Annotated in this window: 15 protein-coding genes; 8 read left to right on the forward strand and 7 right to left on the reverse strand. The window is 63.9% G+C overall.

From position 1 onward, the window contains the following. Positions 1-56: 56 nt before the first annotated feature. Positions 57-1,367 (reverse strand): sn-glycerol-3-phosphate ABC transporter substrate-binding protein UgpB, encoded by a 1,311-nt coding sequence (gene ugpB, locus ACSQ3E_RS27090; protein WP_436125034.1) that lies wholly within the window; start codon positions 1,365-1,367, stop codon positions 57-59. Positions 1,368-1,722: 355 nt separating this feature from the next. After that, the gene (tlpA, locus tag ACSQ3E_RS27095; RefSeq protein ID WP_436125035.1) at positions 1,723-2,415 is read right to left on the reverse strand and encodes a thiol:disulfide interchange protein TlpA; all 693 of its coding nucleotides are present in this window, start codon (positions 2,413-2,415) and stop codon (positions 1,723-1,725) included. 33 nt (positions 2,416-2,448) lie between these two features. On the opposite strand from tlpA, the gene argH reads away from it, so the two are divergent. The 5 genes from argH to ACSQ3E_RS27120 all read left to right on the forward strand — a co-directional run bounded on the left by argH (position 2,449) and on the right by ACSQ3E_RS27120 (position 8,499). Then, positions 2,449-3,849: an argininosuccinate lyase gene (gene argH, locus ACSQ3E_RS27100; protein ID WP_436125036.1), complete on the forward strand. Its 1,401-nt coding sequence runs from the start codon at positions 2,449-2,451 to the stop codon at positions 3,847-3,849. Between the two features lie 6 nt (positions 3,850-3,855). Beyond that, positions 3,856-4,131, forward strand: a complete 276-nt coding sequence (locus tag ACSQ3E_RS27105; protein ID WP_436125037.1) for a hypothetical protein — start codon at positions 3,856-3,858, stop codon at positions 4,129-4,131. Positions 4,132-4,221: 90 nt separating this feature from the next. Next, positions 4,222-4,428 (forward strand): LPS translocon maturation chaperone LptM, encoded by a 207-nt coding sequence (gene lptM, locus ACSQ3E_RS27110; protein WP_310328174.1) that lies wholly within the window; start codon positions 4,222-4,224, stop codon positions 4,426-4,428. A gap of 30 nt (positions 4,429-4,458) precedes the next feature. Beyond that, a complete protein-coding gene (gene lysA / locus ACSQ3E_RS27115) occupies positions 4,459-5,727 on the forward strand; it encodes a diaminopimelate decarboxylase (RefSeq protein WP_436125038.1) in 1,269 nt (422 codons plus the stop codon). Positions 5,728-5,904: 177 nt separating this feature from the next. Then, entirely contained in the window at positions 5,905-8,499 is a 2,595-nt protein-coding gene (locus tag ACSQ3E_RS27120) for a TIGR02302 family protein (protein WP_436125039.1), read from the forward strand. Positions 8,500-8,791: 292 nt separating this feature from the next. Here the strand turns inward: ACSQ3E_RS27120 and ACSQ3E_RS27125 are convergent, their stop codons facing one another. Together ACSQ3E_RS27125 and ACSQ3E_RS27130 are read right to left on the reverse strand one after the other, a co-directional pair. Next, positions 8,792-9,418 carry a glutathione S-transferase family protein gene (locus tag ACSQ3E_RS27125; RefSeq protein ID WP_310328165.1) on the reverse strand — a complete coding sequence of 209 codons (627 nt, stop codon included), beginning with the start codon at positions 9,416-9,418 and terminating at the stop codon, positions 8,792-8,794. 97 nt (positions 9,419-9,515) lie between these two features. After that, complete coding sequence (locus ACSQ3E_RS27130) at positions 9,516-10,376, reverse strand: LysR substrate-binding domain-containing protein (protein ID WP_310328342.1); 861 nt, start codon at positions 10,374-10,376, stop codon at positions 9,516-9,518. Between the two features lie 318 nt (positions 10,377-10,694). Between ACSQ3E_RS27130 and ACSQ3E_RS27135 the strand changes: the two genes are divergently transcribed. Next, complete coding sequence (locus tag ACSQ3E_RS27135; protein WP_436125040.1) at positions 10,695-11,639, forward strand: DMT family transporter; 945 nt, start codon at positions 10,695-10,697, stop codon at positions 11,637-11,639. Here the strand turns inward: ACSQ3E_RS27135 and ACSQ3E_RS27140 are convergent. The 3 genes from ACSQ3E_RS27140 to ACSQ3E_RS27150 form a co-directional block, all read right to left on the reverse strand. Then, the gene (locus ACSQ3E_RS27140; RefSeq protein WP_310328161.1) at positions 11,606-12,001 is read right to left on the reverse strand and encodes a response regulator; all 396 of its coding nucleotides are present in this window, start codon (positions 11,999-12,001) and stop codon (positions 11,606-11,608) included. The two genes, ACSQ3E_RS27135 and ACSQ3E_RS27140, sit on opposite strands and share 34 nt — an antisense overlap. 67 nt (positions 12,002-12,068) lie before the next feature. After that, complete coding sequence (hpt, locus tag ACSQ3E_RS27145) at positions 12,069-12,611, reverse strand: hypoxanthine phosphoribosyltransferase (RefSeq protein ID WP_436125041.1); 543 nt, start codon at positions 12,609-12,611, stop codon at positions 12,069-12,071. 9 nt (positions 12,612-12,620) lie between these two features. After that, the gene (locus tag ACSQ3E_RS27150) at positions 12,621-13,217 is read right to left on the reverse strand and encodes a hypothetical protein (protein ID WP_436125042.1); all 597 of its coding nucleotides are present in this window, start codon (positions 13,215-13,217) and stop codon (positions 12,621-12,623) included. Positions 13,218-13,473: 256 nt separating this feature from the next. Between ACSQ3E_RS27150 and ftsE the strand changes: the two genes are divergently transcribed. Next, positions 13,474-14,133 carry a cell division ATP-binding protein FtsE gene (gene ftsE / locus ACSQ3E_RS27155; protein ID WP_067957659.1) on the forward strand — a complete coding sequence of 220 codons (660 nt, stop codon included), beginning with the start codon at positions 13,474-13,476 and terminating at the stop codon, positions 14,131-14,133. Further along, the gene (locus tag ACSQ3E_RS27160) at positions 14,126-15,133 is read left to right on the forward strand and encodes a cell division protein FtsX (protein ID WP_436125043.1); all 1,008 of its coding nucleotides are present in this window, start codon (positions 14,126-14,128) and stop codon (positions 15,131-15,133) included. Before ftsE ends, ACSQ3E_RS27160 begins: the two co-directional genes overlap by 8 nt. The last annotated feature ends 8 nt before the right edge of the window (positions 15,134-15,141 follow it).

The raw sequence follows: 15,141 nt of genomic DNA on the forward strand, positions 1-15,141 counted from the left end.
CGTTCTTCACGGGGAGAGGGTAAGGGTGATGGGCAATTCCGGGCAGACGAACGGGATCAGTTACCGATCGCTTCCTGGATCGCCTTGTTGCCGCGCGTGACGACGTTGTCGAGCGCCTGCTGGGCGGTCTGCTGGCCAGCGAGCATCTTTTCGAGCTCTTCGTTCTCGATGTCGCGGACCTGCGGAAGGTTGACGAGGCGCACACCCTTCGAGTTTTCGGTCGGCGCCTTGCCCATCATCTGCTTGATCGGAATCTCGCGGGCCGGGTTCTTGTCGTAGAAGCCCGACTTCTTGGTCTCCTCATAGGCAGCGAGCGTGACCGGCAGGTAGCCCGACACCTGGTGCAGGCGGGCCTGGATCGGCGTCTGCGACAGGAAGTTGAAGAAGGCGGCAACGCCCTTGTACTGCTCTTCCGGCAGGCCGGCGAAGACCCAGAGCGAAGCGCCGCCCGGGATGGTGTTCTGCGGCGCACCCGCAGCGTCCGCCTCGTAGGGCAGCTGGCCGGTGCCGTAGTTCATGCCCGACTTGACGATGTCACCGAGACCGCCCGAGGATTCGGTGAAGATGCCGCATTCGCCGGCGAGGAAGATCTGCTTGGCTTCTGAAGTGCGGCCGCCATACTTGAAGGTGCCGTCCTTGGCGAGGTCGGCGAGCTCCTGGAAGTGCTTGACGAAGGCAGGCGCGTTGATCTTGAGCTCGACGTCGGTGCCGCCGATGCCGTTTTCATTGCTGCCGTAGGACAGGTTGTTCCAGGCAGCGAAATTCTCGGTGTGGATCCAGGTCAGCCAGGTCGAGGTGAAGCCGCAAGGGGCCGCACCGCTCGACTTGATCTTCTTGGCAGCGTCCCAGACTTCGCCCCAGGTCTTGGGCGGATTGTCGACGTCGAGGCCGGCTTTCTGGAAGATGTCCTTGTTGTAGTAGAGGATCGGCGAGGACGAGTTGTAGGGGAACGACAGCATGGTGCCGTCAGGCTTCGAGTAATAGGCGACGATGCCCGGCAGATATTGGCTCTTGTCGAAGGCCTGGCCGCCCATCGACAGGATCTCGGCGACCGGCTTGATGGCGCCTTCGGCACCCATCATCGTGCCCGTGCCGGCATCGAAGACCTGCATGATCGCCGGCGGCTGCTTGGCGCGGAAGGCGGCAATGCCGGCGTTCAGCGTCTCGGGATAGGTGCCCTTGAAAACCGGAACGATCTTGTAGTCGCTCTGGCTCTTGTTGAATTCTTCGGAAAGCTGATTGACGACCTCGTTGTTCGCGCCGGTCATGGCGTGCCACCAGGAAATCTCGGTGACGGCGAAGGCGGAGGTGCTGGACAACAGCGTCATGGTGGCGGCAACACCGGCCGCAAAGCCTAGGGTCTTCATGTCTCGCTCCCGTTCTGGTTGGCGAAATGTTTAGTTCCGCGAGGAGCAGTATTGTCGGATTATGACAGCGCCACAACAGTTTTGTAGCGATCGTATGAAGGTCGCATTTGGCGCGCTTCGATTTCGCTTTCTCCACAACCTCATGACAAGCTTTCGCTTTTCCAGAAAACGAAAGAAATTTGCCGAGAATTAGACTCATCTCAACTGCCAGCGGCGCCGGCTAATGAAAGGCTAGAAATGGAATGAACGTACCACGAGGCACCCTTCGCGGATGAAACCCACGAAAATGCGCGCTCAAATCATGCAATCTGGAATTGCAATCACGAAATGATAAACGTGTGTGGACACGCAGGCCTTATTTGGCGAGCGCGGCCTCGATCAGCTTCCTGGCGTCGGGGCTGGCCCATTCGGCGGGGCCGTTCATGTTGGCGAGCAGGCAGCCTTCGCCGTCGATCAAGAGCGTGACAGGCAGGCCGAGCGCTAGACCGCGCTTCTTCAGGTCGTTGAACACGGCGAGCGTGTTGTCGCGGTAGTGACCGAGCGAGGAGACGCCGGTTTCTTCCAGGAACTTCTTCGGCTTGGTGTCGTCGCCGGTGTCGACATTGATGGCAACGACCTCGAACTCCTCGCCGCCCATCTCGCGTTCCAGCGCATCGAGCGCCGGCATCTCGGCACGGCACGGCGCGCACCAAGTGGCCCACAGATTGACCAAAAGCGTGCGGCCGGCATGGTCGGCGATGGTCATCGGCTTGCCGTCGGGATCGTTGAAGGCGAGCGTCTTCAGCGACTGCGGCGGGTCGGCCGGCATCATCGCCGCAACATGGCCAACGGCGGCGGCACCCACGGCCTTGGCCTTTTCAGCCTTCGCCGCGCACAGCTTGTCGGCGGGGCTGGCAGAGCTGGTGTCGGCGGCGACTGTCGGCTGCGGCGTCTTGTTGCCAGGAAGGGTCGTGCTGACATATACCGCGACCGCGCCAGCGATCACGCCCGCAACGGCGGCAATCAGTATATGGCGTGGGGCTGGAAACATTTTTCTGCGGTCCGACATCTAATCAATTTTCTCCGGAGCCCGGGTATCACGATGAGCGACAAGAAGGCCAGCAACCAGATGTGGGGCGGACGTTTTGCCTCGGGCCCGGCTGCGATCATGGAAGCGATCAACGCCTCGATCGGCTTCGACAAGAAGCTGTATGCCCAGGACATCCGAGGTTCCGTCGCCCACTCCGAGATGCTGGCGGAAACGGGCATTATTTCGGCTGACGATCAACAGAAAATCGCTCACGGCCTGAACACGATCCTGCGAGAAATCGAGGACGGCAAGTTCGCCTTCTCGACCCGGCTCGAAGACATCCACATGAATGTCGAGTCGCGTCTCGCCGAACTGATCGGCCCCTCCGCAGGGCGCCTGCACACCGCGCGCTCGCGCAACGACCAGGTGGCCGTCGACTTCCGGCTCTGGGTCAAGGACGAGTTCCACCGCGTCGCTGAAGCGCTGAAGGGGCTGATTGCGGCCTTCCTCGAACGCGCCGAGCAGCATGCATCGACCGTCATGCCCGGCTTCACCCATCTGCAGACGGCGCAGCCGGTGACCTTCGGCCACCATTGCATGGCCTATGTCGAGATGTTCGCCCGCGATTTGAGCCGCGTGCGCGACGCCATCGAACGCATGAATGAAAGCCCGCTGGGTGCGGCAGCACTCGCCGGCACCGGCTTCCCGATCGACCGCTTCAAGACGGCCAAGGCGCTCGGCTTCCGTGAGCCGACCCGCAACTCGCTCGACAGCGTCTCGGACCGCGACTATGCGCTGGAGTTCCTGTCGATTGCCGCGATCTGCGCGACGCACATGTCGCGCCTCGCTGAAGAGATCGTCATCTGGTCGACGCCGCAGTTCGGCTTCGTGCGCCTGTCGGACAGTTTCTCCACCGGCTCGTCGATCATGCCGCAGAAGAAGAACCCCGACGCCGCAGAGCTGGTGCGCGCCAAGACCGGCCGCGTCAACGGCCACCTGATCGGCCTGCTGACCGTGATGAAGGGCCTGCCGCTGACCTATTCCAAGGACATGCAGGAAGACAAGGAAGCGGTGTTCGACGCTGCCGAGACGCTCGACCTGATGCTGGCCGCGATGACCGGCATGGTCGGCGACATGACGATCAACGAGCAGGCGATGAGGAAGGCCGCCGGCTCGGGCTACTCAACCGCAACCGACCTCGCTGATTGGCTGGTGCGCACGCTTGGCATGCCGTTCCGCGAGGCCCATCACGTCACCGGCCGCGCCGTGGCGCTGGCCGAGAGCAAGAAGGTCGGGCTCGAAAAGCTCGCGCTGGAGGACCTCAAGTCGATCCATGACGGCATCACCGACGACATCTTCTCGGTTCTGTCGGTGCAGAACTCGGTGAAGAGCCGCACGTCCTTCGGTGGCACCGCACCAGCAGAGGTCAAGAAGCAGGTTCGCTACTGGAAGAAACGGCTAACCAAGGCCTGAGGTCTGATGGGAACCGACGACATCTTTGAAAGGCATGCCAATCAAGGCAAGGCCAAGCTAAGCCTGTCGCTCCTTCCGAACGAAAGTGAGGAAGAGGCGGCCGACCCACTCATCCTCATCCAGGGCCCCCACCAAGCACTGCGTCTGTTGGGCGAACTTCTGATCGCAATAGCAGACAGCGAAAAAGAACGGCATAGCTCGGCCAGTCCCAAAAGCGCCGGAAGTTTTCACTTTGATCCGGCGTCGGAATTCGGTTTTTATATTAATCGACTGGACGAATAGCTGAAGACAGCGCGGCGTGTGATTGCCGGGGTGCAAAGCCCAAGAATCTCCGCTACAAGCGGCGGGGAAATTTTCGCGGACGGATGGAACATGACCGCTGGCAGGATTCTGGTGACGCTCGGGCTGATTGCGGCGGTTGGCATGGTTTCGGCCTGCGGCCGCAAGGGCGACCTCGACACCCCTTATGATGCTGCCGTGCAGGCGCAGAAGGATGCCCAGAAGGCTGGTCAGCCGGCTGGCCCGGCGCCGGTGAAACCAGTTGAGGACAAGCCCTTCATCCTCGACCCGCTGCTCTGAGCCGCATCCCATTTTCGAAAGCATGCTGCCGTGAACCATTTCGACTATCGTGACGGCGTCCTCCACGCCGAAGACGTGGCGCTGACCGATATCGCCGCTGCCGTCGGCACGCCGTTCTACTGCTACTCGACCGCGACACTGACGCGCCATTTCCAGGTCTTCTCCAAGGCGTTCGCCGATCTCGACTCGCTGGTCTGCTACGCGCTCAAGGCCAACTCGAACCAGGCAGTGCTGAAGACGCTGGCAAGGCTCGGCGCCGGCGCCGACACGGTTTCGGAAGGCGAAATGCGACGCGCGCTGGCTGCCGGCATCCCGGCTGAGAAGATCGTGTTTTCGGGCGTCGGCAAGACGGCGCGCGAAATGGACTTCGCGCTGCAGGCCGGTATCCTCTGCTTCAACGTCGAATCCGAGCCGGAACTGGAACTGCTGTCGGCCCGCGCTGTCGCCAACGGCAAGACGGCACCGGTGTCGCTGCGCATCAACCCCGATGTCGACGCCAAGACGCACAAGAAGATCTCGACCGGCCTCGCCGAAAACAAGTTCGGCATCCCGCGCCAGAGGGCGCGCGAGGCCTATGCGCGCGCGGCCGCCCTGCCCGGTATCAAGGTGACCGGCATCGACATGCATATCGGCAGCCAGATCACCGAGCTGCAGCCTTTCGACGACGCCTTTGCGCTGATGGCCGAGCTGGTGGAAACGCTCAAGGCGGACGGCCACGAGATCGACCATGTCGACCTCGGCGGCGGCCTCGGCATTCCCTACAAGACCGACAACAATCCGCCGCCTTTGCCCGACGCCTATGCCCAGATCGTGCACAAGCGTGTCGGCAAGCTCGGCCTCAAGGTAATGTTCGAACCGGGCCGGCTGATCGTCGGCAATGCCGGCATCCTGGTGTCGGAGGTCATCTTCGTGAAGGAAGGCGACGCCAAGAACTTCCTCATCGTCGACGCGGCGATGAACGACCTGATCAGGCCGACACTCTACGACGCCTATCACGACATCCGCCCGGTGGTGCAGCCGGCGGCCAATGCACAGCGCATGACGGTCGACATCGTCGGACCGGTCTGCGAGACCGGCGACTATCTCGGCCTCGACCGCGACCTGCCCAAGCTGAAGGCCGGCGACCTGATCGCCGTCGGCACGGCCGGCGCCTATGGCGCAGTGCAGGCAGGCACCTACAACACGCGGCTTCTGGTGCCCGAGGTGCTGGTCGACGGCGACCGTTTCCATGTCGTGCGCCAGCGCCGGACCTATGAAGAGCTGATCGGCCTCGATTCCGTGCCCGACTGGCTCGCCTGACGGCAGCGCGACGTCCTGAGGACGGATCGGCAATTCTACGGCGTTCCTTGTACTTCCTCTGGAAGTGCTGTGCGTTGAGCTTCACGATTACGTTGGTCGCCTCGCCTTCGCCGCGATTGATGGTATTCTGCCAGAGGCAGGGTGGCTGCATCCCGCGCCGCCCAAGCGGAAGGGCCGATGACAGAACCGACACGACCAGCGCTGCATCGTAGCATTGCCGCCAGCCTGGGCAGGACGCGCTTGGCCATCGCCACGGCCATGATCGTCGAGCGCGGCTGGCCGCTGGTGCTGCCGCTGATCGTCGTTGCCAGCCTGTTCGTCAGCCTGTCCTGGCTCGGCCTGTTCCGGGTCCTGCCCGACATGGCGCGACTGGCGCTGGCCGCAGCCTTCGCTGCGGCTGCATTGGCCTCTGTCTATCCATTGCGCTTTTTCCGCCTGCCGACCTGGGCCGAGATAGATAACCGCCTCGAACGCGCCAACCAATTGCTGCACACCCCGGTGCAGGTCCAGACCGATCGCCCTTCGGGCCGACCGGACAGCTTCGCCGATGCCTTGTGGCGCGAGCACCAGAAGCGCATGGCCGAACGGCTCGGCACCCTTGGCGGCGACCTGCCCCGGACGCGTGTGCCGGAACGCGACCCTTGGGCGCTTCGCGCCGCAGCTGCCTTGCTGTTCGTCTGCGCCTTTGCCTTTTCCTTCGGCCCGACCGGCGGCCGCCTCGGCGACGCCTTCCGGGCGCATGCGGCGCATGACACTGTGCCGCCGCGCATCGACGCCTGGGTGACGCCGCCGACCTATACCGGCAAGGCGCCGATCTTCCTGACTGCCGATGCCAGCAAGGATGCTCCTGTCATCAACGTGCCCGAGGGCAGCGAACTGTCGCTGCGCGTGACCGGGGGCGCGGGTGACGAAACGCTCGCTTTCATCGACGCCGCAGGCACCGTGCGCGACATAGCCCCGAACGGCGTCAAGACGGACGCAGCGACGCCAGTTGCTACGGGGCCGGTAGCGACCGTCAGGCAGTTTGCCGACAAGCTCACCGCCGAGGGAACGCTGACGCTGAAATCCGGCGACGACGAGCTCGACAGCTGGGCCTTCACCGTCATTCCCGACAGCGCGCCGAAGATCAGCTTCGCGGGCGAGCCCAAGCGCGCCGTCAATGGCACGCTGGAACTGACTTACAACATCGAGGACGACTATGGCGCGGCCTCCGCCAAGGCCGACTTCGCCCTTGCAGACGCACAGTCGCCCGATGCCCGTCCACTCTATGGCCCGCCCGAAATGCCGCTGTCCCTGCCACGCCGCGGTACGGCCAAGAAGCCGGTCAAGGCGACGCGCGACCTGACCGAGCATGTCTGGGCCGGAACTTCGGTGAAGCTCACCCTGCATGCCACCGACGACGCCGGCCAGGAAGCCAAGAGCGAGACCAAGACTATCATCTTGCCCGAAAAGCCGTTCACCAACCCGCTCGCCCGGGCGGTGATCGAACAGCGGCGATTGCTGGCGCTCGACGCCAACGCCAAGCGGCACGTGCTCGACCTGATGGACGCGATCACGCTCAGGCCCGAAGACACCATCGACAATCTCTCGCATTACCTCGCGCTGATGAGCGCCCGCACGCGACTCAAGATGGCCAGCTCAGACGACCAGCTGCGCGAGGTGGTGACCTATCTCTGGCAGGTGGCGCTCGGCATTGAGGACGGCGATCTGTCGGCTGCGGAAAAGCGCCTGCGCCAGGCCCAGCAGGCCTTGCAGGACGCGCTCGAACGCGGCGCCAGCGACGAGGAAATCGACAAGCTAATGGCCGAGCTGCGCCAGGCGATGAACGACTTCCTGCGCGAATTCGCCGAACGTAACCAGCAGAACCAGACCGCCCAGAACCAGTCGCCGGCCCAGGAACTGCGCCAGAGCGACCTGCAGCGCATGCTCGACCAGATCGAGAACCTGGCCAAGTCAGGCAACCGCGACCAGGCGCGCGAGCTGCTGTCGCAGTTGCAGGACATGATGAACAACCTGCAGGCCGGCAAGCGCCAGCAAGGACAGCAGGGCCAGCAGAACTCCGAGATGCGCCAGCAGATGGACAAGCTTGGCGAGATCATGCGGCGCCAGCAGGAGATGATGAACGAGACCTTCCGCCTCGACCAGATGCAGCGCGGGCAGCAGGGCGAGCAAAGCGATCCGTTCGGCGAGAACGGCGACCCCGGCCAGCAGCAGCAACAGGGCGAGCAAGGCCAAGGCCAGCAAAACAAGGGCCAGCAGGGCCGGCCGATGACGCCGCAGGAGTTCGCCGACGCGCTGAAGCAGCTGCAGCAGGGCCAGGGCCAGCTGGAAAAGGACCTCGAAGCGCTGATGAAGGGCCTCGAGGGCCTCGGCATCAAGCCGGGCAAGGGCTTTGGCGACGCGGGTGAATCGATGAACCAGGCCGAGGGCTCGCTCGGCAAGGGCGAAGGTGACCGTGCCGTCGGCCATCAGGGCCGCGCGCTCGAAGCGCTGCGCCAGGGCGCCCAGGACATGATCCAGCAGATGCAGGCCATGCAGGGCGACCAGGGCGGCAGCGGCGAAGGCGGCCGCCAGCAGAATGCCGACCGCGACCCGCTCGGCCGTCCGCGCGCCACGACCGGTCCCGACTTCGGCGACTCGGTCAAGGTGCCCGACGAGATCGACGTGCAGCGCGCCCGCCAGATCCTCGACGCCATCCGCAAGCGCCTCGGCAATGCGCTGAGCCCTGAGCTGGAGCGGAGTTATCTCGAGCGGTTGCTGGAGCTGAAGTAGGCGGGAGGTGGCTGCCAGGTGGTCCGCGGCCTTACCTCGATCCCTCGCGCTCCGTCACACCCCCCTCTGTCCTGCGGACATCTCCCCCGCAAGGGGGGAGATTAGTCTCGTCGCCGGCGTGCTCATCCTGTGACGCCGTAAGAACTCGCTATTGCAGTGGTGGCGATTGGCTGTGGGGTTGATGACGGCGTGATCTCCCCCTTGCGGGGGAGATGTCCGGCAGGAGAGAGGGGGGTGTGAAGAATCGCGAGCCCAAAATCCAAGCGGAGGTCGCACTCACCCCTCCCCGGCTTCAGCCCGGAACCATGCCCGCCTCTTGCGCCATCGCAAAATCTTTCTGGCTCGCCCGCTGGAAGGCGGGGCGGGCTGCCAAACGCTCGACATAGTCCAGGAACACCGGTTTCTCGGGCAGCGTCTTCAGCACGCGGATGCCGAAATTGATGCCGCCGCCGATCTGGGTGTCGGCCGCGGTGAAGCGGTCGCCAGCGATGTAGGGACGCGACGACAAGGTCTTTTCGAGATTGTCGACCATCTCGCTGAACGAACCGTAGGAATAACCGCCGCCCATGAATTCGTGGCCATGCGCCTTGGCCGCAAGGACCGGGTCGAACACCGAGTCGGCGTAGACCAGCCAGGTCAGGTAGGGCGCGCGCAGCTTGTCGCCTATGGCAGGCGCAAGTCCGGCCTCGGGGAAGACATCGCAGAGATAGGTGCAGATCGCCGCGCGCTCGGTGACCAGAACGCCGTCATGGATGATCGCCGGTACCTTTTTGTTGGGCTGGATCGAACGGTACTCTTCGGGCACCCCGCCAGGCGCACGGATGTCGACCTTCTCGATCGTGTAGGGTGTACCGAGCTCCTCGAGCAGCCACAGCATGTTGGACGCGCGAGACCATGGCGCGTGGTAGAAGGTGATCATCACTTCCTCCTCATTTCAGGGATGCCGCCTGCATAACATTGGCCTCCTGACAGCCTTTTGTCAGGAGAGCTGGCAGGATATCGCCTGATTTCAGCAATCAGCGCCGCTGATGGAAGGCATCCCTGATGGCATCGGCCATGGCGTCGACGGCTTCGCTGTTGGCGCGCGGATTGCGATGCATAACGACCCGCGTCGTGTCGATCGGCCCGAAGCCTTCGGCCTCGGTCAGCTCGCGGCAATCCAGGGGAATGTTGCTGCGCGCCATCGGCGCCAGCGCCAGGCCTGCGGTGACGGCAAGGGAAAGCCCGTTGGTGGTGTCGCTGGTGTAGGCGAAGCGGTAGTCGATGCCGCGCTGCTCCAGCGAGCGAAGCGCATATTCCCGCGACCAGCCGTGACGGGTGTACATGGCGACTGGGAGCGGCCGCTCCAGATGGAGGTTGTGGTGAATGGAGGTCACCCAGACGGTCGGGTCATTCATCAGGACTTCGGCGCCCGAAGGAAATTGCCACTCGAAGACCACGGCAAGGTCGAGTTCGCCGGCCGCGAGCGCGGCAAGCTGGGTGACCGAATAGCCGAACCGCACCGTTACCTCCACTTGCGAATGGCGTTTGGCGAAGGCGCCCAGCGCGCGCGACAGGACGGGCTGTCCGTACTCCTCGGGGATGCCGATCCGGACCGGTCCGCCGAGTGGTGCCGCGCGCATCGCCGACGCTGTTTCATCAAGCAAGGCAACGATCCGGCGGGCATTGCCGACAAGCTCGGTGCCACGCTCGGTCAGCGTAACACCACGCGCGCCGCGCTCGAACAGCACCTCGCCGACAACCTCCTCGAGGCGCTTGATCTGCATGCTGATAGCCGACTGGGTACGGCCGACGCCCTCGGCCGCGCGGGTGAAATTGCCGCTCTCGGCCACCGCGAGAAAGGTGCGCAACAGGTCGCTGTCGAGGCGTGCGGTCATGAAAACGTTTTCAGCCATGAGAAAATCTAATGACTGTCATCATTCCAATTCGTTTGCATCGTGTCAAACGGCGGGGAATAGTCCCGCTACCCATTGGAAGGTGGCCGTAAGAGATGCGGCTGCGGACTGGTAAAACCGTCCTCACTTTCACCCGCCGCGACTTTGCCGGCGGGTATTTTTTTGGCGGATCGCTCTGACAATCGGGGGCCTGGCGCTATCGGCCGCTGGCCCAACAGGAGGCGCCGACAAGCGCTCTCGCGCCGCCCGATCTCAAGGTACAACGAGCCGGACGACCTCTCAGGCGAGCATCCCTGCACCATGCACAACAGAACGCTTCTCGGCATCCTTTGCCTTTGCCTGGGCGTGCTGGTGTTTTCGATCCAGGACGCGCTGATCAAGGCCGTGGCCGGCACCTACCCGGTCAGCGAGGCGCTGCTGATCCGCGCCGTGGTGGCGCTGCCGATCCTGCTGGTGATCGTCCATCGCGATGTCGGCCTGTCGGCACTCGCCTCGCCCAACTGGCGCTTCCTGGCCACGCGCTCGTCGATTCTGTTCGTGTCCTATTGCGCCTACTATCTAGCGATCCCGGCTTTGCCGATTGCCGACGCGGCAGCGCTCTTCTTCCTGGCGCCGCTGCTGATCATGACCATGGCTGGTCCCTATCTCGGCGAGCGGCTGCCGTGGCAAAGCCTTGCCGCCGGTACCGTTGGCCTGCTCGGCGTGATTGTGATGGTCAATCCCGGCGCCGGCATCTTCGAATGGGCGGCCTTGCTGTCGCTGGTCTCGGCGTTTCTCTACAGCTTCTCGCAGTTGATGGCGCGCAAGGTCGGCGTGGCGGAAAGCGCCACGACGATGGCCTTCTACCAGAACGCCGCTTACCTCCTTGGCGCGGTGCTAATCACCATGGTTTTCTCAGCCACCGGCTTCCAGCAGACCGGACACCCAAGCCTCGATTTCCTGATGCGGCCTTGGATCTGGCCGAGCCTGCGCGATTTCCTGATGATGGGTGCCTGCGGGATCATCGCCGCGGTCGGCATGGTGCTGCTTGGCCAGGCCTACCGGCTGACGCCTGCCAACAAGGCGGCGACGTTCGAATATACCGGGCTGTTGTGGGCGCCGCTGTGGGGCTTCCTGTTCTTCGCCGAAGTGCCCGGCTCGGGCACGGTGATCGGCGCGCTGCTGATCGTCGGCGCCGGCATCTTCGCGCTCAATGTCGGGACGCGGACGTCTCAGGCAGCGCCGGCGAGCGCCACCGTCGACTGAGACGCAAGCGCCAGCGAGACGCGGTCGCGAATGTCCGACAGCGTGAACGGCTTCTGCACGACATCGATGATGATCGCGTCGAGTTCCTCGGCGCGTTCGCGCTGGTCAGCATAGCCGGTCATGAGCAGGATCGGGAGCCCCGGATAGGCGCGCGCCGCATTCTGCGCCATCTCGATGCCGTCCATCTCCGGCATGCGGATGTCGGAGACAACGAGGTCGTAGCCGCCGCGCGCCGCATGGATGCAGTCGAGTCCTTCGGCGCCGTCGCAAGCGACATCGACCTTGTGGCCGGCGCGTTCGAGCGCGCGGGCAGCGAGAGTGCGGACGGACTCATCGTCCTCAACGATCAGAAGTTTTGCCATGGCGGCGATATTTGCCGCGACTGGTTGACGATTTCTGAATGCCGCAAAATTTGTGATCGGCAGCCTGTCAGGCCTCGCCCTTGACCACGCCGACGAAGGGCAATTCGCGGAAGGCGTGCGCCACGTCCATGCCGTAGCCAACGACGAAATAGTCCGGGCAATCGAAGCCGACATAGTCAGCATTGAGATCGGTCTTGCGGCGCATGCGCTTGTCGAGCAGCACGGCGATCGAGCAGCTCTTGGCGCCGCGCGACATCATCAGTTCGCGGGTGAACTTCAGCGTCTTGCCCGATTCGAGAATGTCGTCGATCAGCAGAACGTCGCGGCCGGCGACCTCGTTGTCGATGTCACGCAGCACGCGGACCTCGCCGCTGGTCGTGCCGGCGCCGTAGCTGGAGATGAAGATGAACTCGACTTCCGGCGACAGGCCGACATCGTGCATCGCACGGATCAGGTCGGCAGCGAAGATGAACGAGCCTTTCAGCACCGAGATGACCAGCAGGTCGGTGTAGTCGTGCGCCGCGATGTCCTTGGCGAGTTCGAGATTGCGCCGTGCGATCGCCGAGGCGGAGAACAGCACTTCGATTTCCTTGTCGCGCACAACAGGCATGACAGCATCCTATTCCGAGAAAGCGACCGTGACGGTCTTTACCCCGTTCATAGGCACGTCGAGCCGGCTCGAAAAGTCCCATCTTGCGCCAGCTGCCACCGGAACGGCACCTGTCCCCAGCCTGTAGCGTAGGACTTTGCCGTCATCACCGGTGATGGCAATGACGATCGGCGGCAGCGATGCCGCACTGTTTCCGTCGTTGAAGGCAGCACCATCAACCAGCAGCAGCGGCTTGCGGCCTGAGCTGTCGATGCGCGAAACGACGTCGGCAAGGCGCAGGCTGGGCGCCTGCCATGGCAGCGGAAATGCCGCCGCATGCAGCACCTGGTGCCCGCCGGCGACCCAAAACGCCATTGCCACCAAGGAGATACCGGAGAGCCAGAAGATCGGCCCGCCCCGCGCCGGCCCGGCGTCGGGCCGCGAAGACGTTGGCCGCAGCATCTCCATTCCGCCCGTATTGGCTGGCTGACTGACAAAGACGGGCGGGGCAGCGAATGATTCGTTTCGGCGATCGGCTGATGCCACGACCTCGAAATCGGCGTCGACGATGTCTGAGGCAGGCGCACGCTGGGGCTGGGCGGATGTGTCGCGGCCGTCATCGGTCATGATTTCGCCGGAAACCGGGCGTGCTTTCCGCTGCTCAGCCATCAGACCCCTTAGACATTCTGCCGAGAGGGGGTAAACGGAAATGGTTAATGCTTCGCCACCGAGGTGCTTCGGCGCCCCATTCCGGACGGAAAATTAACCGTCCGTTAACCATGCGGACCCATGGTCGTTTCGTGGAAACGGGCAGCCAGGGTCCCGATGAATCTCCGTGGATTCGCAAGTTCCCAGGGTTTCGCAAGTTCAAGGTCTGCAGCACGTGATCCGCTTCGAGAATGTCGGCCTCAGATACGGGATGGGACCGGAGATCCTGCGTGACATCTCCTTCCACATCCCCGAGCGCTCGTTCCAGTTCCTGAGCGGGCCTTCGGGCGCGGGCAAAACCACCCTGCTGCGGCTGCTTTTCCTGTCGCTCAAGCCGACACGCGGCCTGATCAGCGTCTTCGGCAAGGACCGCTCGCGCATCTCGCGCACCGAGCTGCCGCTGATGCGCCGGCGCATCGGAGTGGTGTTCCAGGATTTCCGCCTGCTCGACCACATGACCACCTACGAGAACGTGGCGCTGCCGCTGCGCGTGCGCGGGCGCGAGGAGGCAAGCTATCGCACCGACGTCACCGAACTGCTCAAATGGGTCGGCCTCGGCGAGCGCATGCATGTACTGCCGCCGGTGCTTTCGGGCGGCGAGAAGCAGCGCGCCGCCATCGCCCGCGCGCTGATCGAGCAACCCGAGATCCTGCTCGCCGACGAACCGACCGGCAATGTCGATCCACCCCTGGCACGGCGCCTGCTCAGGCTGTTCATCGAGCTCAACCGGCTTGGCACCGCGGTGGTGATCGCCACCCACGATCTCGGCCTGATGGACCAGGTCGACGCCCGGCGCATGATCCTCGCCGGCGGAAGGCTCGACATCTATGACTGAGGCCCAAGCCGACAGCCGCGCCCACGACGAAGAGTTCGAAGACGAATTCGAGGATGAGCAGCAGCCGGCGCCGCGGATGCAGCGCAAGACCGCGCCGATCGTGCCGTCGCAGAACATCGCCGGCCGCGCGTTGGTGCTGGTCATTGCCATCATGACTTTCCTGTCGTGCCTGACGCTGGGCGCGGTGACGCTTGTGCGCGACACTGCCTCGGTGTGGGAAAACCAGATCGCCCGCGAGGCAACGATCCAGATCAAGCCTGCCGAAGGGCTCGACATGGAGGCAGCGCTCGAGACCGCAGCCCGCATCGCCAGCGAGTTCGCCGGCGTCAGCGGCACCAAGATCGTCGACAGGGCGGCCACCGCGCGCCTGCTCGAACCCTGGCTAGGCTCGGGGCTGAACATCGACGAACTGCCGGTCCCGCGACTGGTGATCGTCACCATCGACCAGAGCAGCCCGCCCGATTTCGGCGCGATGCGCCAGGCGATCACGCCCAAGGTGCCAACCGCCACGCTCGACGATCACCGCACCTGGGTCGACCGGCTGGTGGCGATGGCGCGCACGACTGTCACCATCGGCACCGGCGTTCTGGTGCTGATGCTGGCGGCAACAGTGCTGTCGGTGGTGTTTGCGACGCGCGGCGCCATGGCAGGCAACGGCCACATCATCGAGGTGCTGCACTTCGTCGGTGCCGAGGCCAATTTCATCGCCAGCGAATTCCGCCGCCACTTCCTGCTCACCGGCATGAAGGGCGCTGCCGCCGGAGGCGTCGCCGCGGTGGTGGTGTTCATCATCTTTTCGTGGTGGTCGTCGCTCAATCTCGCGACGCCGGAAGCCGACCAGGCAACCGCACTGTTCGGCAACTTCGCCATCGGCGTGAACGGCTATCTCGGTGTCGCCGTGATCGTCGCCGTGATCGGCGCGCTGACCGCCGCGACGTCGCATTTCACCGTCGTCAGCTATCTCGGCGACATCGACGTGCAGCATCCGGAGAGGATGTGATCACCGAT

Origin of the sequence: Aminobacter sp. LjRoot7 (assembly GCF_964252895.1) — a bacterium.
In the GTDB taxonomy this organism is placed as follows: Bacteria; Pseudomonadota; Alphaproteobacteria; order Rhizobiales; family Rhizobiaceae; genus Aminobacter; species Aminobacter aminovorans_B.